17 protein-coding genes and 1 pseudogene are annotated in these 20,506 nt (G+C 64.9%); 4 read left to right on the top strand and 14 right to left on the bottom strand.

Going from position 1 to position 20,506, the window contains the following annotated elements; all coding sequences use genetic code 11:
- Positions 1 to 19: 19 nt before the first annotated feature.
- Positions 20 to 1,606 (bottom strand): EAL domain-containing protein, encoded by a 1,587-nt coding sequence (locus tag LK03_RS18275; protein ID WP_038413885.1) that lies wholly within the window; start codon positions 1,604 to 1,606, stop codon positions 20 to 22.
- A 304-nt stretch (positions 1,607 to 1,910) separates the two neighbouring features.
- On the opposite strand from LK03_RS18275, the gene hppD reads away from it, so the two are divergent.
- On the top strand, positions 1,911 to 2,987 hold the full coding sequence (hppD, locus tag LK03_RS18270) for a 4-hydroxyphenylpyruvate dioxygenase (RefSeq protein WP_038413884.1): 1,077 nt from the start codon (positions 1,911 to 1,913) through the stop codon (positions 2,985 to 2,987).
- A gap of 18 nt (positions 2,988 to 3,005) precedes the next feature.
- Here the strand turns inward: hppD and LK03_RS18265 are convergent, their stop codons facing one another.
- A complete protein-coding gene (locus LK03_RS18265; RefSeq protein ID WP_038413883.1) occupies positions 3,006 to 3,806 on the bottom strand; it encodes a CSS-motif domain-containing protein in 801 nt (266 codons plus the stop codon).
- A 217-nt stretch (positions 3,807 to 4,023) separates the two neighbouring features.
- Here LK03_RS18265 and LK03_RS18260 point away from each other — a divergent pair, with 217 nt between their 5' ends.
- Complete coding sequence (locus LK03_RS18260) at positions 4,024 to 4,482, top strand: nucleoside deaminase (protein ID WP_038413882.1); 459 nt, start codon at positions 4,024 to 4,026, stop codon at positions 4,480 to 4,482.
- Between the two features lie 8 nt (positions 4,483 to 4,490).
- Here the strand turns inward: LK03_RS18260 and LK03_RS18255 are convergent, their stop codons facing one another.
- The 12 genes and pseudogenes from LK03_RS18255 to alkB all read right to left on the bottom strand — a co-directional run bounded on the left by LK03_RS18255 (position 4,491) and on the right by alkB (position 18,109).
- Entirely contained in the window at positions 4,491 to 6,095 is a 1,605-nt protein-coding gene (locus LK03_RS18255; RefSeq protein ID WP_038413881.1) for a response regulator, read from the bottom strand.
- Between the two features lie 105 nt (positions 6,096 to 6,200).
- Complete coding sequence (locus tag LK03_RS18250; RefSeq protein ID WP_038413880.1) at positions 6,201 to 7,256, bottom strand: tetratricopeptide repeat protein; 1,056 nt, start codon at positions 7,254 to 7,256, stop codon at positions 6,201 to 6,203.
- Positions 7,257 to 7,363: 107 nt separating this feature from the next.
- The gene (locus LK03_RS18245) at positions 7,364 to 8,464 is read right to left on the bottom strand and encodes an LLM class flavin-dependent oxidoreductase (protein WP_038413878.1); all 1,101 of its coding nucleotides are present in this window, start codon (positions 8,462 to 8,464) and stop codon (positions 7,364 to 7,366) included.
- 309 nt (positions 8,465 to 8,773) lie between these two features.
- A complete protein-coding gene (locus LK03_RS18240; RefSeq protein ID WP_038413876.1) occupies positions 8,774 to 10,390 on the bottom strand; it encodes a dipeptide ABC transporter ATP-binding protein in 1,617 nt (538 codons plus the stop codon).
- Positions 10,387 to 11,289, bottom strand: coding sequence for an ABC transporter permease (locus LK03_RS18235; protein WP_038413875.1), 903 nt, complete (start codon positions 11,287 to 11,289; stop codon positions 10,387 to 10,389). The genes LK03_RS18240 and LK03_RS18235 overlap by 4 nt, the downstream gene beginning before the upstream one ends.
- A gap of 3 nt (positions 11,290 to 11,292) precedes the next feature.
- The gene (locus tag LK03_RS18230) at positions 11,293 to 12,243 is read right to left on the bottom strand and encodes an ABC transporter permease (protein WP_038413874.1); all 951 of its coding nucleotides are present in this window, start codon (positions 12,241 to 12,243) and stop codon (positions 11,293 to 11,295) included.
- Positions 12,240 to 13,868, bottom strand: a complete 1,629-nt coding sequence (locus tag LK03_RS18225) for an ABC transporter substrate-binding protein (RefSeq protein ID WP_038413872.1) — start codon at positions 13,866 to 13,868, stop codon at positions 12,240 to 12,242. Before LK03_RS18225 ends, LK03_RS18230 begins: the two co-directional genes overlap by 4 nt.
- Positions 13,869 to 13,957: 89 nt before the next feature.
- Positions 13,958 to 14,752: a class II aldolase/adducin family protein gene (locus tag LK03_RS18220; protein WP_038413871.1), complete on the bottom strand. Its 795-nt coding sequence runs from the start codon at positions 14,750 to 14,752 to the stop codon at positions 13,958 to 13,960.
- Between the two features lie 16 nt (positions 14,753 to 14,768).
- Positions 14,769 to 15,146 (bottom strand): annotated as a pseudogene (locus LK03_RS18215) (NAD(P)-dependent oxidoreductase); the annotation flags it as partial.
- Positions 15,147 to 15,205: 59 nt separating this feature from the next.
- Positions 15,206 to 16,342 carry an acyl-CoA dehydrogenase family protein gene (locus tag LK03_RS18210; protein ID WP_049870553.1) on the bottom strand — a complete coding sequence of 379 codons (1,137 nt, stop codon included), beginning with the start codon at positions 16,340 to 16,342 and terminating at the stop codon, positions 15,206 to 15,208.
- 128 nt (positions 16,343 to 16,470) lie between these two features.
- Positions 16,471 to 17,382, bottom strand: a complete 912-nt coding sequence (locus LK03_RS18205; protein ID WP_038413869.1) for a LysR family transcriptional regulator — start codon at positions 17,380 to 17,382, stop codon at positions 16,471 to 16,473.
- A gap of 82 nt (positions 17,383 to 17,464) precedes the next feature.
- A complete protein-coding gene (gene alkB / locus LK03_RS18200; RefSeq protein ID WP_038413867.1) occupies positions 17,465 to 18,109 on the bottom strand; it encodes a DNA oxidative demethylase AlkB in 645 nt (214 codons plus the stop codon).
- Between the two features lie 246 nt (positions 18,110 to 18,355).
- Between alkB and LK03_RS18195 the strand changes: the two genes are divergently transcribed.
- Together LK03_RS18195 and tpx are read left to right on the top strand one after the other, a co-directional pair.
- Positions 18,356 to 19,630, top strand: a complete 1,275-nt coding sequence (locus LK03_RS18195) for an aromatic amino acid transport family protein (protein WP_038413865.1) — start codon at positions 18,356 to 18,358, stop codon at positions 19,628 to 19,630.
- 159 nt (positions 19,631 to 19,789) lie between these two features.
- Entirely contained in the window at positions 19,790 to 20,290 is a 501-nt protein-coding gene (gene tpx, locus LK03_RS18190) for a thiol peroxidase (RefSeq protein WP_038413863.1), read from the top strand.
- The last annotated feature ends 216 nt before the right edge of the window (positions 20,291 to 20,506 follow it).

Raw genomic sequence — 20,506 nt, 5'->3', positions numbered from 1 at the left:
CAGACAAGTGGGCCAATGATCAACCGTTGATGATCTCAGGGGCGGTCGGGGGCGGCAAGCTGACAGGGCCCGGTCCTGCGGCCAGAGACTTGAGGAAGTCGGCTACAGGCATGGGCCGGGCGAACAGGTAGCCCTGCTGGAAATCGACCGCGGACTTGGCCAGGTAGTCGCGCTGGGCGACGGTCTCGACGCCTTCAGCGACGATGCCCAGATTGAGCTTGCCGCACAGCTCGATGATGCTGTCCAGGATGTGCAGCGACAGTGCATCGGCGCCGACCAGGGCGACGAAACTGCGATCGATTTTCAGGTAATCAAAGTGGAATTGGCGCAGGTAATTGAGGCTCGACTGGCCGGTGCCGAAGTCATCCAGGGCGATCTTCACCCCCATTTCGTGGAGTTTGTCGAACAGCTCCAGCGTGATCGGCGTCGGTTCGATGAGCTTGCGCTCGGTCACTTCCAGGGTCAGCGACACCCGGCCTGGCGGAAACTGTTCGAGAAAGCGCTGGCAGTCGTGCAGCAGACTGAGGTCACGGCAGTGATCGGCGGTGATATTGAAGCCGATGTGGAAACCGTCGTCGAGCAGACCAGCGAATGGCGCCAGGCTACGCGCGGTATCGTCCATCAGGACGCGGGTCATGGCGACGATCTGCCCGGTGTGCTCGGCGTAGGGGATGAACAGGTCTGGGCGCACCAGACCATCGCGTGGATGCTGCCAGCGCATGAGTACTTCTGCGCCCGCCCAGCGGTAGTCGCCCTCGCGCACCACAGGCTGCAGGAAAGGTACGAACTCGTTGGCCAGCAGCGCCCGCTCCAGCTCCGCACGCGGTGACGAGGCACGGCGTATCTGCCAATGGCACAACACGCCGGCAAACGCACCGAGCAGCCCCAGCAACGCCAGCAGCGCCGGGTAGTGACCGAGCAGGTAATCCCAGGCCGGATCGGCACTGAAACCGGTATGCACCGTGATCGGGTAGCGCGTGGAAGCCAGGCTCACCGGCGTTCGCGCCACTGTGGGCAGCGGTCCGCTGCGCACCTGGCCGCTGGCTTCCAGCCACTGCTCGCCCACTTGCAGCTGGACCGCAAGCCCGGCAGGGCTCAGGCGTAAGGCGCTCAGGAGGTGCTCGCCATCCACCGTTGCCAATACGCCTCGCCCGGCGCTGTCGAGGCGGTAGATCAACAGCGGTCGGTCCGGGGTCAGCGAGTTGCCGGGCAACAGCCACAGCTTGCCCTCGGTGTAGTCGTCAGGGTCGACCTGCTCTTCATATTCGCCCAGCAGCGAGGTGCAATACAGGCGGTTATTCTGGAACAGCAGCGTCGCGCGCACGAATGGCACGCGTGCGGCCTGCGCGCGCAGTGCCAGGCTGGCCTCGGCGCAGGGTTTCCCGGCCAGAGGCAGCAGGCCCTGGGCGGCCCCGGCAAGGTTGTCGAGAATCCGCTCAGTGTGACCAAGCACCTGGCTTGCAGCGGCTTCGCTCTGCATTTGCAGCTCGCGTTCGGTCTGCCAGCGCAGGGCGATCAGGCCAACAATCACAGGCAGCAGGCCGACGGCCCAGGGGAGGAGTGCGCGCCAGCTCCAGCGGGCAGGACGGCGGACCGAAAGGGGCATGCTGATCTAACCTTTAGGGAGGAAACACTGCGCAGGATAGCCGTTTGTCATCGCTGGGCAACATCGATCAGCGACAAACTTGATTACGCTCTATAGAATCACGTTACGAATAAAACAATAAGCCGTCCCGCTCCGGGATGGCTGCCCGCCGAGAATGGGTAGTCATGGCACCTCATGGGTTCAAACTGATCATTGGTGGCTTTCTCGCCCGCAGCGTGCGCGGTGTGCCGTGCTCACCGCCTTGTCATTGCGCAGCACCACTGTGCAAGACCTGCCGTTCATTCTGCTGACAAAGGTACCTCCAATGACTGATCTCCATGAAAACCCCATGGGCCTGATGGGCTTTGAATTCATCGAGCTGGCCTCGCCCACGCCCGGCGTGCTGGAACCGGTATTCAAGGCGCTGGGCTTCACTCACGTCGCCACGCACCGTTCCAAGAACGTGCATCTGTATCGTCAGGGTGACATCAACCTGATTCTCAATAACGAGCCCAAGAGCGTGGCTTCGTATTTCGCTGCCGAGCACGGCCCATCGGTATGCGGTATGGCGTTTCGCGTGCGCAACGCTCATCAGGCTTATGCCCGCGCGCTTGAACTGGGTGCGCAACCCGTGGAGATCGAGACCGGACCGATGGAGTTGCGCCTGCCAGCGATCAAAGGTATCGGCGGGGCGCCGCTGTATTTGATCGACCGCTTCGAGGAGGGCAGTTCGATCTACGATATCGACTTCACCTTCCTCGACGGCGTCGATCGCCACCCGCAAGGCGCGGGCCTCAAGATCATCGACCACCTGACCCACAACGTCTATCGCGGACGCATGGCCTATTGGGCCGGCTTCTATGAAAAGTTGTTCAACTTCCGCGAGATTCGCTATTTCGACATCAAGGGCGAATATACCGGGCTAACCTCCAAGGCCATGACCGCGCCCGATGGCATGATCCGCATTCCGCTCAACGAAGAGTCGTCCAAGGGCGCCGGGCAGATCGAAGAGTTCCTCATGCAGTTCAATGGCGAGGGCATCCAGCACGTGGCGTTTCTGACCGACGACCTGATCCAGACCTGGGATGCCCTCAAGGCACTGGGCATGGTCTTCATGACCCCGCCGCCGCAGACCTACTACGAGATGCTCGAAGAACGCCTGCCGAACCATGGTGAGCCAGTGCAGGCCCTGCAGAGCCGCGGCATCCTGCTCGATGGTGCGGCGCAGGATGGCAGTCGCCGTCTGTTGCTGCAGATCTTCTCCGGCACGCTGCTGGGCCCGGTGTTCTTCGAGTTCATTCAGCGCAAGGGCGACGACGGGTTCGGCGAAGGCAACTTCAAGGCGCTGTTCGAATCGATCGAGCGCGATCAGGTTCGGCGTGGGGTGCTGAACGCCGAGTAACGCGTTATGCGCCGCCTTTCATGGCGCCGCGCGCACGCGTCGGCGCTGACTGCTGAGCATGCCCAGGTACACACCTGCGCTGGTCAGTACTCCGACCAGGATGAACGACGGCAGGCTGCCCACGCTGTGTTGCCAGAGCAGTCTGCTGAAGGTGCCGGCCGAATAGCCGGCACGCACCTTGAAGCCGTAGGCGGAGGACGTCTTGCTGACCCGGTTGAAGACTACCTCGGTGTTCTGGTGGCGGTAGTTTTCGGCGCTGATCCAGACCGAATGGTCGGCGAATTTCACCTCAATGATCTCGCCCCCGGCAAACTGCGATAGACGATCCCTCAACGGTTCTCCGTAGACCGTGGCCTGCAGTAAATAGTCGTCATATTGCCGGGCGAACGACAGCAGCGCATCGGGCGCCTCGACCGCCCGCTCCGACAGTAAAGTCATCCCAAGCCCTGCCAGCCCCTGCAACGTTTGCAGGTGCTTGGGCTCCTGTTCGCTGGAGCCGCACGAGCTGCCGTTGGCCTCAAGCACCTGCATGGAGCGCAGCAAGGGGCTGGCGCTGACCTGGCGGCGTAGTCTGGCCGCCAGGCCGGTGCAGTTGTAGGAAGGCGCATAAGCGATATGCGCGCTGGTATCGCGCAGCGAATCGAATACCTGATCGAGTGCGCGGACCGTGCGCGCTGCAGTACTTCGCGCCTGGGTCTGCAGCTCGCTATCGACCTGGTGAACCATCACCAGCATGCCGCACAGCACCGGAATCAGGCCGATGCCCAACGTGGTCAGTAGCGTTGGCAGACGTCGTTGGGCAAGACGGCGTGTATTCATGGGCACTTCATCCTCTGTCGGCGGGCGTACCCCGCGCAGCGGCTGCGCGAGGGGAATCGGCGCAGGTTAGGGTAAAACGACTTCTACGGCGGGTGGCTTATTTCAGCCCGTTGCCCGGCTAGTGAAGACACGTGCTGTGAGACTTGTCGCAGGCAGCCATGGCTGCACGCTGGCAGTGTGCTAGCCTAGAGCCGCCTTCAACCCCTACGGAGCCGCCATGGACCACTCACTCAGCAACCCGGACCCATTCATGCAGGCGGCCATCGAAGAGGCCCGCAAGGGACTCGAAGAGGGCGGTATTCCGATCGGTTCGGTGCTGGTTCACCGGGGCGCGATCATTGGCCGGGGCCATAACCGCCGCGTGCAGCAGGACAGCGCGGTGCTGCACGGAGAAATGGACGCGCTGGAGAACGCCGGCCGGCAGAGCGCGGCGGTTTACCGTGAAAGCATCCTGTACACCACCTTGTCACCGTGCCCGATGTGCAGCGGGGCGATCCTGCTGTATGGCATCCGTCAGGTGGTGGTGGGCGAGAACCGCACCTTCATGGGCGAAGAAGCCCTGCTGCGCAGTCGCGGGGTCAGTATCGAGGTGCTGGACGACAGCCAGTGCCAGCGCTTGATGGGCGATTTCATCGAGTGCCATCCCGAACTGTGGAACGAGGACATCGGCCGCTGAAGGCGGTCTTACTCGCCCTGCAATATAGCCAGTACCCGGTCGCGCACCTGCTGCATCGCAAAGGGTTTGCACAGCAGATCCATGCCCGCCTCGAGGAAGGCTTCGCGAGCCATGGCCGTTTCCGCGTAGCCGGTGATGAACAACACCCGCAGCTCCGGCTGATGGGTACGCGCGATCTGCGCCAACTGACGACCGCTCATGCCTGGCAAACCGACATCGGTGATCAATAGGTCAAGCGCATGACCACTGCGCAGCAACTCCAGCGCTTCGCCCGCATCGGCTGCGCAGCTGCACGCCAGCCCTTCTTCAGTCAAGGTCTGGTGAAGCATTTGCCGCACCTGATGATCGTCTTCGACGATCAGGACATGGAATTCGGTCGGGCCTGCATGAGCGTCTCTGATAGGGTCTTGCGCGCGCTGCGGCGCTTCTGCGCAATGATCCACGAAGCGCGGCAGGTACAACGTGGCCTGGGTACCCAGACCGATCTGACTGCTGAGCGTCACATGTCCGCCTGACTGCTTGCTGAAGCCGTACACCATCGACAAGCCCATGCCGATGCCCTGGCCGGTGGGCTTGGTGCTGAAAAACGGCTCGAAGGCATGTTCGAGAATGCCCGGCGCCATGCCCTGTCCGCTGTCGGTGACGGTCAAGCTCAAGTAGTCGCCGGCGGGCAGGGCGTCGGCGAACTGCGCTTGAGGGAAATGGCAGTTGCGTGCCTCCACCTTCAGCACGCCGCCACTGGGCATCGCTTCACAGGCGTTGCACAGCAGGTTGTCGAACGCGTCGGTCAACTGAGCGGGATCGGCCTGGGCCTGCCAGAGGTCGTTGGCAAGGCTCAATTGCACGGTGATGCCAGGCCCTGTCTGACTCGCCAGCTGCGCGGAACGCAGCCAGCCGGCGACATCGATGGGCTGGCTTTCCAGCGATTGGCGTGAGGAAAACGCCAGCAGCCGATGGGTCAGCCGGGCGGCCCGGTTGACCGCCTCGCGTCCCATGTTGAGCACCGCCGAGAGACCTTCGATCTGCCCACGGTCCAGACGCCGCCCGGCGATTTCCAGGCTGCCGCCAATGCTGGTCAACAAATTGTTGAAGTCGTGGGCGACGCCGCCCGCCAGTTGGCCAATGGCTTCCATCTTGCGCGTATGGTGCAGCATGTCCTGGTGCTGCTGGCTGAGTCGCGCTTGACGCTGCAAGGCCTTATCGAATCCGCTCAGTTGATCTCGGCAGCGATATTGCAGCTGCCGCGCGCGCAGCGCGCTCTTGACCAGCCCCAGCAGTTGCACATCCTGGCAGGGGTGCGGCAGCAGGAACAGATTGCCCAGGATGGCCCAGTCCGAGGTCGACTGCGGCGCGCACAACAGCAGTACCGGCAGGTCGGACCAAGGCGGCTGGGTGGCAAGGAACGTGCGCAGGCCGTCCAGATCGCAAGACAAGCTATGCTCGTCGACGATGGCCATGGCCGCACCATCGACCAGCCACTGTCCCAGGTTGTGCAAGTCATCGGTGGCGGCGCAACCGAATCCGGCTCGGCTGAGCAGTTGCGAGGTATGGTCGGCACGCTGTGAGGGGGCCAGAATCAACGCGCGCTCATCCAGTGAAATCGTCCTGGCCACGAGGCGCTCCTGTGAGAAGTGGACACTATTACAGCACTGGACTGTGCCCATCGCGGCGCGGTTCAAACTGTCCGCAGCCGCCCACCGTATAACTGCCGAGTGGTGTCACAAACCCTGTTGCAGGGCTGGATCGTCAGGGTTTTGCCGCTCAAGTTCGGCGAGCAGCACCTGGACGTTCTGCAACTGCCCGGTTTCTTTCCAATAGTCGATCAACAGCAGGCGGGCACGACGATCGTTGGGGTGCTGGTCGAGCAAGGTCTGCAACTGAGTTTGCGCTGCATCGACTTGTTCGAGCTGATGCAGGCCGGTGGCAAGGGTGTAACGGTAGTCGGCGTTGTCTGGCTGCAGCTCGACGGCGCGAGAAAACGCCAGCAGGGCGTATTCGGTCTGCGCATGGCGCTGCAACCAAAGCCCCAGCTCGTGCTGCAGGAAGGCCGAGTCGGGCTGTTCGGACAGGGCTTTGGCCAGCACCTCGCGCGACGCATCGTGCTGGCCTTGTCGCTCCAGCAAACGTACCTGGGTGGCCAGCGCTTCGCTGCTGTGCGGTCGCAATGCCAGGCTGCGCTGCAGGGCGCGGCTGGCGTCGGGGTAGTCGTTCTCGTGCAGGTACAGGCGAGCCAGGTGCAACTGCGCATCAGCGTCGTCCGTTTGCGCCTCCAAGGTCTGCTGATACTGCTCGAGGGCATCGCGCAATGGGCTGAAGTAAAGACCGATGGCATCGGGCGACAGCCCCAGTAACGCATCGACCGCCGCGTGGCGCACGCTCAGGTCCTGGTCTTCCAGCAAAGGCCCCAGGGCCATGCTGCGCTGCGCCGCGGGCAGTAGCCGCTGGATACCGGCGATGGCCGCTCGGCGTACCTGGGGTTGGGCCGCGGCGAGATCTTGCTTGGCCAGTTTCAGGGCGATGGATGAAGGGTAATTGGGCAGCTCTTGGTACAGCGCGGCGCGCCGCTCGGGAGACAAGTCGTTGCGTTGCAGCTGCTGGTAGAGCAGGCGTGCCGCCCCCGGCTGACCTTGATGGGCCAGGCGCATGGCTTTGCCATAGCTGTGCGGCGCCAGTGCGACCGGCGTTGGAGCCGGTGTACGCCACAGGTAGCTGAAGGTGGCGACAACGGCCAGCACCAGGGCGAGGGCGATCAGGTAGTGGGTGCGTCTGCGCATCGTCCGCTCCATGGCAAGTGGAGCGGCAGAGCTTGGGACACGCGCCGGGCAAATGCAACGGCTGCCGTCTGGGGCCGGCCGCGCAGGTGCGCGTGGGCGCTGCGGGTTCAGGCGCGCTGAGCTTCGCCCAGTTGATCGTAAGCTGCGACCTGAGTCCGGATCAGCGGTAGCAGATCGCGGCCGTACTGCACGGCATCCTGCAACTGATCGAAACCGCGGAACAAAAAGGTGCTGACTCCCAGTTTGTAGTACTCCAGCGCTGCTTCGGCGACTTGCTCGGGCGTACCCACCAAGGCCGTGGAGTTGCCTGCGGCACCGGTCAATGCGGCGATTTCAGTCCACAGCCGCTGGTCGTGGACCTGGCGCTGGCTGGCCAGTTGCACCAGGCGCTGCGAGCCGACATTGCTGTTACCGAAGCGTTTGTCGCGATTCGATGCGGCGTGTTGCCCATGCAACTGGCGGGCGTCGGCGAGAATCTGCTCGGCGCGCGCCCAGGCTTGTTCTTCCGTGGCGCCCAGGATCGGACGCAGCGACAGGCTGAAGCGGATCTGCCCTTCACGGCCATGTCGCGCAGCAGCCTTGCGCACCTTGGCGATGCGCTCGGCGACTTGCTGCAGCGGCTCGCCCCACATCATGTAGACATCGGCATGCCGCGCGGCGACGTCCACCGCTGCATCCGAGGCGCCCGAGAAATACACCGGCAGCTTGCCCTTGGGTTTGACCAGCGTGAGGTTGTCCTCGACCTGGTAGTGCGCACCGTGGTGGTTGAACGGCTCGCGTGCGTACCAGGTTTTTTGCAGCACCTGCAGGTATTCGTCGGTACGCGCGTAGCGGGCATCCTTGTCGAGAAAATCGCCGTCGCGTTGCAAATCGCCGCTGTCGCCGCCGGTGATGACATTGATCGCCGCGCGGCCGGCACTGAGCTGATCGAGTGTGGCCAATTGCCTGGCTGCGAAGGTTGGGGCCTGAAAGCCCGGACGATGGGCCACCAGCAGCCCAAGCCGCTCGGTGACTGCCGCCACATAGCTGGCCAGAATCAACGAGTCCGCCGCGCTGGTGTTGACTGCCAGCAGCGCCTTGTCGAAGCCTGCGTATTCCTGGGCCTGGGCGAAGGCCTTGATGAACGGCAAATCCACCTGGGGACCGCGCGGTGCCTGGGATTCGCTGCCTTCCTGAGGGCCGATCAGGCCGATGAACTCAACGCTCATGCAAGCACTCCTGTGCGGGTTGGGGTGGGCAGTTGTCGGGTGGTCATGGCAGTGCTCCTGCGCGGTGGGTGAGTGATCAGGGAAAGCGGCCTCCGCCAGGAGTGGGGTTGGTCTGGGTTAGACCTTAAAGGCTTGCATGGGAAGAAGGGAAAGGCTTTTTAGCTCTAAGCTAATATGCGCTTTGGGAATTAATATTGGATTTGGATATCGGCTTTATGCATTTAGCGGCAAGCCTTGAGCGGCAAGCGACAAGCGATGTGGGGTCTGCTTGCAGCTTGCAGCTTGCAGCTTGCAGCTTGCAGCTGCCCGCTAGGGCCGCCCTCGGCTAGGAATGGCATCGAGCAGGGCTTGGGTGTACGGGCTGCTGGGGCGTTCGAACACGACGCTCAGCGGGCCTTGTTCGACGACCTGGCCCTTGCGCAGTACCAGCACCTCATCGGCCATGCTCGCCACCACCGCCAGGTCGTGGGACACCAGCACGTAGGCCAGCCCCAACTCGCGTTGCAGTTCGTCGAGCAGTTGCAGCACCTGGGCCTGCACCGACACATCCAAGGCGCTGACCGGCTCGTCGAGCAGCAGCAGGTCGGGCTTGAGCGCCAGCGCGCGGGCGATGGCGACCCGTTGTCGTTGCCCGCCGGACAACTCACGCGGCAAGCGCTCAAGACACGCCACGGGCAAATGCACGCGATCGATCAGCTCGCAGGCGGCCCGTTCCAGCTCGGCCAGCGTGTGCATGCCGAACGCCTGCAACGGCTCGACGATGCTGTCGAACACGGTCAGCCGCGGGTCGAGGGCAGCGAAGGGGTTCTGCTGCACCAGCTGGATGCGTCTGCGCAGCGGGCGAAACTCGCGCCAGCTGAGGTCGGTGACGTCCTGGCCAGCGAAGTGCACGCGGCCCTGACTGGGACGCTCCAGGCCCAGTGCCAGGCGCAGCGTGGTGCTCTTGCCCGAGCCTGATTCGCCGACGATGGCCAGGGTCTGCCCCGGATACACCTGCGCGGTCAGATCATCAAGGGCGACGAAACGCGCACCGGCGGCGCTGCCGCGGGGCAGTTCGAAGTGCTTGCCGACGGCCTCAAGGCGCAACAGCGGCTCGGCGCCGGGGGCGGCGCGAAAGGCCGCTCGGCTGCGGGTGACGAAGGCGGGCGCAGCGGCCAGCAGGCTGCGGGTGTAGGCCTGCTGGGGCTGCTCGACGATATGCTGCGGCGGGCCCTGTTCGACCAGCTCGCCGTGTTTCATCACCAGCAGGCGGTCGGCGCGCTCGACCGCAACGCCCAGGTCGTGGGTGATGATCAGCAGCGAGATACCGCGCTCGGCCACCAGCCGTTGCAGGTGATCGAGGATGGCGCGCTGCACGGTCACATCCAGGGCGCTGGTCGGCTCATCGGCGATGATCAGTTGCGGCTGGCCAGCCAGCGCGATGGCGATCAGCACCCGTTGGCGCATGCCGCCTGACAACTCGTGGGGATACTGCCGGGCGCGCAGCGGGGGATCGTCCAGGCCCACCTGTGCCAGCAGCGCCAGCACCTCGGCCTGGGCCTGCGGGTGGCGGCTGCCGCGCGGCAGGTGCAGGGCTTCGGCGATCTGCTCGCCGATGCGCAGGGTCGGGTTGAGGCTGACCATCGGGTCCTGCGGCACCAGGCCGACCGTGCGCCCGCGCAGTTGGCGTTTCTGTGTTTCGCTGGCGTGGCGCACATCGACGCCGCTCAGCCACAGTTCGCCCGAGTCGATGCGCGCATTGCCGGGCAACAGGCCGAGCAGGGCGTTGGCCAGGGTCGATTTGCCCGAGCCGGATTCGCCGACGATGGCCACGGTTTCCCCGGCACCGAGGCTGAACGACAGGCCGCGCACGGCGGCATGGCGCTGGCCTGCCACGGCGTAGCTGACCTGCAACTGATGCACCTCGATCAAGGCAGGCGTGCTCATCGCGGCACCTCCTCGGCGCTGCGCGCCAAGTGGTTGAGGCTGAACACCACCGCCACCACGCACAGCCCCGGCAACAGCGAGACCCAGGGCGCGGTGATGAGAAAGTGCCGGCCATTGGCGATCAACGTGCCCCATTCCGCAGCCGGAGGGGCGGCGCCGAAGCCCAGGAAACTGAGGCCGGCGGTGGCCAGGATGGCGGCACCGAAGTCCAGCGTCGCCAGGACCGCCACCGGCCCCCAGGCATTGGGCAGCACATGGCGCAGCAAGGTGCGCGGCCAGCTGACCCCCGCCAGTCGCGCCGCCTCGACATACGGCAAGGTCTTGACCCGCAGTACCTCGGCGCGGGTGGTGCGGGCAAAGCCCGGCAGAATGCCGACGCCCACGGCAATCGCCACCGGCACCGTGCCAAAGCCGATGGCGGTGACGATGGCCAGCGCCAGCAGCAGTCCGGGCAGCGCCAGTAGCACGTCGACCACGCGCATGATCAGCGCGTCCACCCGCCCGCCGGCAAAGCCTGCCAGCACGCCCAGGCCCAGGCCGCCGAGCAGCGCCAGGCCGACTGCCAGCAACGCCGCCTGAATCGACAGGCGCGCGCCGTACAGCACCCGGGTGAATAGGTCGCGGCCCAGTTCGTCGGTGCCGAACCAGTGCACTGCATCGGGTGCGCGCAGCTTGTCGGCAGGTGCAGTGGCGTAGGGGTCGAAGGCCGTCAGCCAGTGCGGCACCAGTGCTGCCAGCAGGGCGAACGCGACCACGGCCAAGGCCAGGCTGAAGCCTGGGCGACGCAGCAACGGCAGCACTGTCAGTTGCAGTCGGCGCAGGCGGCTGCGGCGGCGCCAGGTCGCCGCAGCGGGGGCCAGCGGCGTGGAAGCCGGGTAAACGGGCGATGGAGTAGTCATGCTTCACGACACCTTTGGGCAATGGCTGATACGCGGGTCCAGATAGGGGTAGAGCAGATCGACCAGCAGGTTGATGACCACGAACGCCGCTGCCGACACGCTGACGATCGCCAGCACCACCGGGATGTCCTGGCGCAGCACCGCTTCCTGCGCCAGGCGTCCGACGCCATTGCGCGAAAAGATGGTCTCCACCAGTACCGCCCCCGACACCGTGTTGCCCACCTGCAGGCCGACCAGGGTGAGAATCGGCAGGGCGGCGTTGCGCAGGCCGTGGCGCGCCTGCACCTGCGCGCGGCTCAGGCCCTTGGCGAATGCGGTGACGATATAGGGCTCTTGCCACACGCCCTGAAAGCCCCGCTGCAGCACCTGGGCGTACACCGCAGCGCTGGGGATCGCCAAGGTCACGGCGGGCAACACCAGGCTGTCGAAACCACGGCTGCCGGTGGCCGGAAACCAGCCCAGGCCGAAGGCAAAGACCTGGATCAACAGCAGGCCCATCCAGAACACCGGCACCGAAAAGCCCAGCGAGGGCAGCCGGCTCAGTGCGGTTTTCAGTGGCCGCCATTGCAGGTAGGCGGTCAGGTAGCCCAGGCCGATGCCGCCGAGCAGCGACAGCACGATGGCCAGCCCGGCCAGGGCCAGGGTCTGCGGCAGGCGTTCGGCCAGCAGCGCAGTGACCGGCCGGTTGAGTGACAGTGAATGGCCCAGATCACCGTGCAGCGCCCGCCACAGCAGGTCGGCATATTGCTGCCACAGGCCCTGGTCGAGGCCGTAGTAGGCGCGGGCCTTGGCCAGGTCTTCGGCCGACAGCCCATCAGCCTCCATGCCCGAGGCGCTGAGCATGATCGACAGCGTGTCACCCGGCAGCAGGTAGAGAATCAGGTACGTCACGGTGTAGGCGCCCCACAGCACCAGCAGCGCCTGGCCGATACGGCCGATCAGGTAGCGCTTCATGGCTGCTTGACCTGAATGTCATTGAGCAGGGCGAAGCCTTCGGCGGTCCAGCGGAAGCCCTCGACCCGCTGCGCCGTAGCGGCCTGCCAGACCCGTTCGTACAGCGGGAAGGCAGCGACCTGGTCGAGCAACAGATCCTGCAGCTCGCCATAGGCTTGAGCGCGCTGGGCGTCGGCGGTCGCGGTGATGCCGCGATCGAACAGTGCCTTGACCGCTTCCAGCGTATGCGGTTCGTAGGTATTGGTGGCCAGGGTGGCGCTGTTGGCAGCGCGCGGATCGAGAATGGTCTGCAGGATGATCGGATCAGCGCGGGTCATGTAGGTCGAGGTCAGGTCGTAATTGCCCGAGGCATTGCCGGCCACCCACTCGGCGCGGGTCAGCACGTTGAGCTTGAGGTCGATGCCGACCTTGCGCAGTTGGTCTTGCACCAGCACGTCGCCGGCGCTCTCGGCAGGTGAGAGGTTGTAGCGCAGGCTCAGGCGCTTGCCGTCCTTGTAGCGGTAGCCATCGCTGCCCGTGTGCCAGCCGGCATCCTCGAGCAAACGCTCGGCACCGCGCGGATCGTAGGCGAGCTTGTCGGTCTGAGGCTTGAAGTACGGCGTGGTCACGTCGTACACGCCGCTGACCACCGGAAACTCGGCGTTGTACACGGTATGGGCATAGCTGCTGCGGTCGATGGCCTTTTGCAGGGCCAGCCGCACCTGACGGTCACCGAGCACGCGGCCATTGCGCGTGTTGGGGTAGAGGTTCAGCGCAGGGCCGGGCAGCGAGCGGCTCTGAATGGTCGCGCCTTTGGATTGCAGCAGCTTGAGGTCGACCTCGGAAAACGGGTTGCGCGGCCAGAGAATGTCGGTCTTGCCTTGCAGGAACAGGCCGTTGCGTACGCTCTCTTCCGGGGTGTAGCTGATGTTCACCACCTCGAGGTGGGCGGCGCCGCGGTTGGCGACATTGGCCGACGGCCAGGCGTAGTCGGGGCGCTTGCGCAACTTCGCGCCGACTTCCGGGGTGTAGTGTTCGAGCACGAACGGGCCGCTGCCGATGATCTGCCCCAGCGAGCGCTGCTGGGCGCTGAGGGCATACGATGCCGGCGCGAGAATGCCCAGGTTGGTGGTCGAGGTGGCTTGCAGGAAGCCCGCGTTGGGTCGCGACAGCACCAGGCGCACGGTGAACGGGTCGAGCACCTCGGCATGCTCGTAACCGGCCAGGTAGGTGGCGCCGAAGGTGGCCGGCAGTTCGTCGGCGAAGGCCTTGTTGCTGTCGAAGGCGGTCTTCACCGCGGCGGCATCGAAGCGCTCACCGTTACTGAAGGTCACGTCCTGGCGCAGGGTGAAGGTGTAGCTCAGGGCGTCATCGCTGACGCTCCAGGACTGCGCCAGCCAGGGGATGATCTTGCCGGTGAGTGGGTCCTGGTCGGTCAGCGATTCGACCACGTTGCGCAGCAGCACACGGTGTTCCAGCCAGTAGACCTGGAACGGATCGACGCTGACCAGCGTGGTGTTGTCACCCCAGAAAGCGATGTTGAGGGTCTGCCCGGCGTCGGTCTCGGCCTGGGGCGAGCAGCCGGCCACGGCCATGGCCAGGGTGCAACTGGCGAGCAGGTGTTTGAGCGAGAGTCGGTGGGTCATGGCAGCGTCCTGGTACGAAGCGGCGGGGGTGGCGCCGTAGGAGGGTGGGAGAGCAGGGGCCAGCAGCGGCGCACGTGGTGCTGATGGGTTCAGGCCTGGTAATCGCGACCGTGGCGGTCGAGTTGGCGAATCAGGGCATCCCAGTGCCGCTGAATGCCTTCGCCGTGGCCTTCGGAGAAGCGCTTGGCCTGCTCGTGAACTTTGGCGATCGCCGCTGGCGCTGCGTGCAGCAAGTCGGCGTTGCCGCCGGCCTGGGCAGCGATCTGAATGTTGCAGGCGCGCTCCAGGCCATGCAGTTCACGGAAGGCGTGCTCGACGCTGACCCCGCCGGTGAGCAGGCCGTGGTTGCGCAGAATGAAGATGTTGCTCTGGCCCAGGTTGGCGACCAGGCGTTCTTGCTCGTCCAGATCCAGCGCTACGCCTTCGTAGTCGTGGTAGGCCACTCGGCTGTAGTAGGCCAGCGCGTGCTGGGAGATCGGCAGCAGGCCGGCACGCTGCGCCGAGACCGCCGCGCCATCGCGGGTATGGGTGTGCAGCACGGCCTTCAGATCAGGACGCGCGCGGTGGATGGCGCTGTGGATGACATAGCCTGCCTGGTTGATGCCCAGCCCCAGCGGGTCATCGATGAGGGTGCCATCGACGTCGACCTTGAGCAGGTTGGAGGCGGTGATTTCGTCGAACAGCAAGCCGAAGGCGTTGATCAGAAAGTGCTCGTCAGGCCCGGGCACACGGGCCGAGAAATGCGTATAGATGTGGTCGGTCCAGCGAAACAGGGCGGCCAGCCGGTAGGCCGCCGCGAGCTTGACCCGCACTTGCCATTCTTCGGCGCTGACACGCTGGCGCAGGTCGGGGGCTTGGCTGGGAACAACAGACAGTGAATTCATGGAAGGCTCCGGAAAGTCAGTAGCCGCGCTGGGCGTCGACCAGGTTGTGCAAGGGCGCCTGCTGGGTGTAGCGGGCGGTGTTGTCGAGAAAACGTTGCAGCAACAGTTGTGGCCCGTCGGCACTGATCGCTGCGGTGTGCGGCGATCGGTACACCTTTGGGTGGCGGTACAGCGGGTGGCCATCGGGCAGTGGTTCGGGGTCGCTGACATCGAGGCTGGCGCGGCCGATGCGCCCTTCGTCCAGCGCACCGAGCAGCGCTTGCTGATCAAGCAGGCCGCCTCGGGCGATGTTGATCAGTTGCAGGCCGGGTTTGGCACGGGCCAGCACGCGAGCGTCGATCAGGCCGCGGGTGTCAGTGGTCAGGGGGGCTACGAGCACCTGGTGCTCAGACCGTAGCGCAGGCAATGCAGCGTTGGCAGCGGCGTCCAATTGGCGGGCGATGATCGAGCGGCTCATGGGCGGGCGCCTTCTAGCGTGGCGCGGCCGCGCTGGGCGAACACCACATCGTCCTGGGGCGTGTGGATACGGCTGCAGAGCACGTCGCGCAGGTGCCGCTCCAACGGATTGCTGCGCGAAAGCCCAGGATTGCCGGCAGCCTCGACGGCCAACTGCACCGCCTCGATGGCATGGCTGCACACCCGTTGCTTGAGCTGGCCGGCATGCACGGCAGGCACCAGGCCGGCGACCGCGGCGTCGAGCAAGGTACGGTTGTCGAACAACAAGGTATCGATACGCCCGGCCAGTTCCTCGAACCGCGGCAGGCTCGCCAGGGCAGCGCCGAGGTTGCTCGGCACGCGGCGGTGCAGAAAGCCCAGCAGCCAGTCGCGCGCGGCCTGGGCCACGCCGTCGTACAGCGCCGGCAGCAGGGTCGACATCCACAGCAGCGTTTCGCTGTCGAACTCGGCGCGTGGCGCGCTGGCCGGACTCACCGCCACGGCGTGCTCAAGGGGAATCAGCACCTCGTCGAAATGCACTTCATGGCTGCAGGTGGCGCGCATGCCCAAGTGGTCCCAGGCCTCGATGATGCGAATGCCGGGGGTATCGCGGTGTACCAGGAAGCCGCCGACCAGCGGATCGGCATCATCGCTGCGCGCCCACACCAGGTACCAGCTCAGGCCATAGCTGCCGGTGCAGTACAGCTTGCGCCCCGACAGGCGCCAGCCCTCGGCGCTGCGCCTGGCCATGGTTGCCGGCAGGCCGCCGCGGGCCGGGGTGCCCAGTTCGGGTTCGACGCGAAAGGCATTGATCAGCGCACCGTGCGCCACCGCCTCGCGGGCCAGGCGCTGGCGCAGGTGCAGCGGCCAGCGCGTGTCGTCCTGCAGGCGCAGGTGTTGCAGGTACTGCATGACGACGATCAGCGCGCTGGCCGGGTCACCCTTGGCGATGGCCGCAACGACGCGGCGTGCGGTCGCAAGGTCGGCGCCCGCGCCGCCCAGGGCAGTCGGCACGGTCAGCGCAAGCAGACCGTGCTGGTGCAGCAGCGCGATGTTGTCGGCAGGAAATTCGCCGCTGCGGTCGTAGCGCTCGGCGTTGGTGGCCAGCGCCTGGGTCAGTTCGGCCAGGGTGGCGTCGGAGGGGGCGTAACGCATGGGGTCCATCCTGGAATACGGGGTTGCTTAAGACCGTATTCTTCTGAATGGACGCTGTAAAAGTCTTTTTGCTTCTAAGCTAATTATTTGTTTATAGAATCAAAGGTAAGTTTGTTAATGCAAAACTTTTATTTAATAGGGCTGGCCGAAGCGCCGTTGAGCAAGCGCCCGGCAATGCTGCCGAACAGCTCCACTGGTTCTTGCAGGTTGCCCAGATAGCGCGGATGGAACAGCCACAGGTCGACCTGCGGCTTGAAGTCACTGACCTGCAGCACGTCCAGCTGATCGCGGTGGCGGCTGGCTTGCAGTAGCGGTTCGGGTACCAGGCCCAGGCCCTGGCCGTTGGCGACCAGGCCCAATTGCAGGTCGGTGCCGAACGTCTCCAGGTTGATCGCAAGGCTCAGGCCCTGTTCGCTCAGGGCGCGCTGCAAACCGGCGCGAAAGCCGCAACCGTCGGGGTTGAGCACCCAGCCCTGGCTGTAGCAGTCCTTGAGCTTGTAGCTGCGCTTGACCGCGCTGCCCTTGGCGGCGACCACCCGCAGTGGCATGCGCATCAACGACTGGCTGGCGATGCCTTCAGGAAAGATCTTGCCGGCCGGGAACAGCGCGGCGGCGGCGTCCAGTTCGGCATTTTCCATGCGTGCGATCAGGCTGCTGCCCCAACCGCTGGTGACCTGGGTGCGCAACGCCGGGTAGCGCTCGCGCAATTGCCCGAGGGCATCGAGCAGCAGCACATCGCCCAGGGTCTGCGGCACGCCCAGGCGCAAGGTCCCCGACGGCGCACCGTCATTGGCCACCAGTTCGTGCAAGGCGTCGATTTCGCGCAGGATCGCCTTGCACTGCTCGAACACGCGCACGCCCATTGGCGTCGGTTTGAGCGGTTTGGTGTGACGGTCGAGGAGGGTGGCGCCGAGGTCTTCCTCGAAGTTCTGCACCCGCCGGGTAATGGCCGGCTGGGTCAGTTGCAGCGCTTCGGCGGCAAGGTTGGTCGACTGGCAGCGGATGACTGCCACGAAGGCGTCCATGTCATCGATTTTCATATTCGGCGCTCACATAGTGGCGAGAGGGGACATACCCGCGCAGCATAATGGTGCGCGCGTCGGTTGTCACAGCCCGCGCCGTTCAGCGCGCCTTGCGCAGGGTCAGGTTGATGCGCCGAGCGCCCATGCGCGGGTGCTCACCTGGCTTGATCGGCAGCACGCCATGGAACCGCAGACGGTCTTCGCCGCCCCACACCAGCACATCGCCATGGTTCAGCGGCACCCGCTGCGTGGCCTCGTTGCGCGCGTGACCGCCGAGCAGGAACACCGCCGGCAGGCCCAGGGAAATCGACACGATGGGCTGACTGAAATCGCGCTCGTTGCGATCCTGATGCAGCGACAGCCGGGTGCCGGGCAGGTAGTGGTTGATCAGGCAGGTGTCGGCCAGGAAGTGCTCGAAGCCTGCCGCCAGGGCCGCTTGCGCAGCCACTTCCACCAGCAGCGCTGGCAGCGCCGGCCAGGGCGCGCCGGTCAGCGGGTCGTGCTCGGTGTAGCGGTAGCCACGTGCATCGCTGATCCAGCCAAGCGTTCCGCAATTGCTCACGGGCACGCCAATGGCCTGGCCGCCCGGGGTGCTCATGTGCCGAAAAGGCGCGGCGCGCAGCACTGGGCGCAGGACGTCGAGCAGGCTCTCGACGCGCTCCAGAACCAGGCCCGGCAGCAGCACGGTGTGGCTCGCCAGGCGCTGGGTCTGGCCGCCGAACAGGTCGAGATCGGACTGGATCATGGTCGTATGTTGACGGCTGAAAGGGTCGCCAGTGTAACCCAGCGCATCACACGGCCCTAAACTTGAGTGCCTTCCTGGGACTTGGTGCGACCGGTGGCTAAAGGTGCAACCGCTGCTCGGAGAGGGCTTCGCAAGCGCCCCCAATGGGTGCACAATCGCGCCCCTCTTTTTCGGTTGGGCTGGCGCGACCCCCGTGTTTCGCCATGCTCAGCCTGTTGCAGTCTTGCGAGTGGAGTTGCACCCGGAATGAATGAGCAGGCCCCAAGCGTTGAACAACAATACCAATCGACCCCTACAGAGCTGGCCAGTTGGTCCCGTCAGGACACCACCTGGATGCTCGGCCTGTTCGGCACCGCCATCGGTGCCGGCACCCTGTTTCTACCCATCAATGCCGGTCTCGGTGGCTTCTGGCCGCTGCTGATCCTGTCGCTGCTGGCGCTGCCGATGACCTACTTCGCCCACCGCGGCCTGACCCGCTTCGTGCTGTCCGGGCGCGGCGGCGACATTACCGAGGTGGTGGAGGAACATTTCGGCCTCACCGCGGGCGCTGTCATCACCGTGCTGTATTTCTTCGCCATCTTCCCCATTCTGCTGATCTACAGCGTGGCGCTGACCAACACCGTCGCCAGCGTGATGGAGCACCAGTTGCACATGCAGCCCCCGCCCCGCGCGCTGCTGGCGTTCGTGCTGATTCTTGGCCTGCTGGCCATCGTGCGCTGCGGTGAGGCGGCCACGGTCAAGGTCATGAGCCTGCTGGTCTACCCCTTCATCGTCGCCCTGGCGCTGCTGGGCCTGTACCTGATTCCGCACTGGACCGGCGGCATCCTCGACACCGCGCATCAGTTGCCCAGCGGCTCGGCCTTCCTGCACACCGTGTGGCTGGCGATTCCGGTGATGGTGTTTTCATTCAACCACTCGCCGATCATCTCGGCCTTCGCCGTCGACCAGAAGCGCCGCTATGGTGAGCACGCCGACGAGCGCAGCGGCCAGGTGCTGATGCGCGCGCACCTGCTGATGGTGGCGATGGTGCTGTTCTTCGTCTTCAGCTGCGTGCTGACCCTCGACACCGCTCAACTGGCCGAAGCCAAGGCACAGAACCTGTCGATTCTGTCGTACCTGGCCAACCACCTGGAAAACCCGATCATCCGCTTCGTCGCGCCGCTGATCGCCTTTGTCGCCATCGCCAAGTCGTTCCTCGGTCACTACATCGGGGCCAGCGAGGGCCTCAAGGGCATGCTGACCAAAGCTGGCGTGCGCACCGGCGAGAAGACCCTCGACCGCGTGGTCGCCGGCCTGATGCTGGTGGTGTGCTGGATCGTCGCCACGCTCAACCCAAGCATCCTGAGCATGATCGAATCGTTCGGCGGGCCGATCATCGCCGTGCTGCTGTTCCTCATGCCGATGTACGCCATCCGCCGCGTGCCGTCGATGCGCAAGTACAGCGGGGCGATGTCCAATGTGTTCGTCACCCTGGTGGGGCTGGTGGCGTTGACCTCGGTGGTGTACGGGTTGGTGAGCTGAAAGCTGGCTTTTTGAGTGGGCAGGCAATAATTGTTCGCGGCTGAAGCCGCGACGGCCTGTCCACACTCCCCGCAACAATTTCACCCCCGCCCATAGGCACCCGCCTGGCTTCATGCTTAACTCCTCGTCCTCTTCAACTGTGCAAAAGGAACCCGTTCCATGGCTCAAGTCACCCTCAAAGGCAACCCGGTCCAGGTCAACGGCGAACTGCCTCAGGTCGGTGCCCAGGCACCTGCGTTCAAGCTGGTCGGTGAAGGTCTGGCGGACGTGTCGCTGGCTGATTTCGCCGGCAAGCGCAAAGTGCTGAACATCTTCCCAAGCGTCGATACCCCGACCTGCGCCACCTCGGTACGCAAGTTCAATGCCCAGGCCAACGACGTGGCCAACACCGTGATTCTCTGCGTGTCCGCCGATCTGCCGTTCGCCCAGGCGCGCTTCTGCGGTGCTGAAGGTCTGGAAAACGTCAAGAACCTCTCGACCCTGCGTGGCGCCGAGTTCCTGGAAAACTACGGCGTCGCCATTGCCGAGGGGCCGCTGGCCGGCCTGGCTGCGCGCGCGGTGGTAGTGCTCGATGAGCACGATAAAGTGCTGCACAGCGAACTGGTCGCCGAAGTCGGCAGCGAGCCGAACTACGACGCGGCGCTGGCTGTCCTGAAGTAAGCCGGGCAGGGCAGGCCCCCAGGGTTTGCCGACACATCAGGTAGCGCACCAAGACGGCCTGGAAGCCATTCCAGGCCGTTTTTATTTAAAGTGCCCAGCGCCAATTGCGTCTGGCGTGGGTAAAGGCGCTGTAAAGGGCCTTTGCTAAACCCCTCGCAATGCTTATCGTTCACACCTCCCGACACTGCTGTCTCTCGAACAAGGTCTGTTCAACCC

Source organism: Pseudomonas cremoricolorata (assembly GCF_000759535.1).
Classification (GTDB): domain Bacteria; phylum Pseudomonadota; class Gammaproteobacteria; order Pseudomonadales; family Pseudomonadaceae; genus Aquipseudomonas; species Aquipseudomonas cremoricolorata_A.
This window is presented reverse-complemented; position numbering and strand designations above follow the sequence as displayed.